Source organism: Clostridioides sp. ZZV14-6150 (assembly GCF_020657875.1).
Taxonomy (GTDB): domain Bacteria; phylum Bacillota; class Clostridia; order Peptostreptococcales; family Peptostreptococcaceae; genus Clostridioides.
On sequence record NZ_JAGWDA010000089.1, the window covers coordinates 1 to 348 of the forward strand.

Here is a 348-nt window from a genome sequence, read left to right on the forward strand (position 1 = left end):
GTCGAGGACTTGACCAATATTTATTTGATGTTCATTAATTAAAATATATATGTAGTTTTTAGAGTGTTAACTCTAAAAAAGTATGAAAAAAGTATTGACAAAAATAACAAAAAATGTTAATATTATACTTGTCCTAGCAACAAGAAAGAAATGTGGTTATAATAGCAGAGAAGATACACCTGTTCCCATTCCGAACACAGAAGTTAAGTTCTCTAGCGCTGATGGTACTTGGTGGGAAACTGCCTGGGAGAGTAGGACATAGCCACGTTAGATGTTCCAAGGTAGCTCAACGGTGGAGCAACCGGCTGTTAACCGGTAGGCTGTGGGTTCGAGCCCCACCCTTGGAGC

At 39.4% G+C, this 348-nt stretch carries 1 tRNA gene and 1 rRNA gene; both read left to right on the forward strand.

Annotated elements, in window-relative coordinates:
- Positions 1-151: 151 nt before the first annotated feature.
- A 5S ribosomal RNA gene (gene rrf / locus KGF41_RS20620) occupies positions 152-268 on the forward strand.
- 7 nt (positions 269-275) lie between these two features.
- A tRNA-Asn gene (locus tag KGF41_RS20625) sits at positions 276-347 on the forward strand.
- Position 348 lies beyond the last annotated feature (1 nt).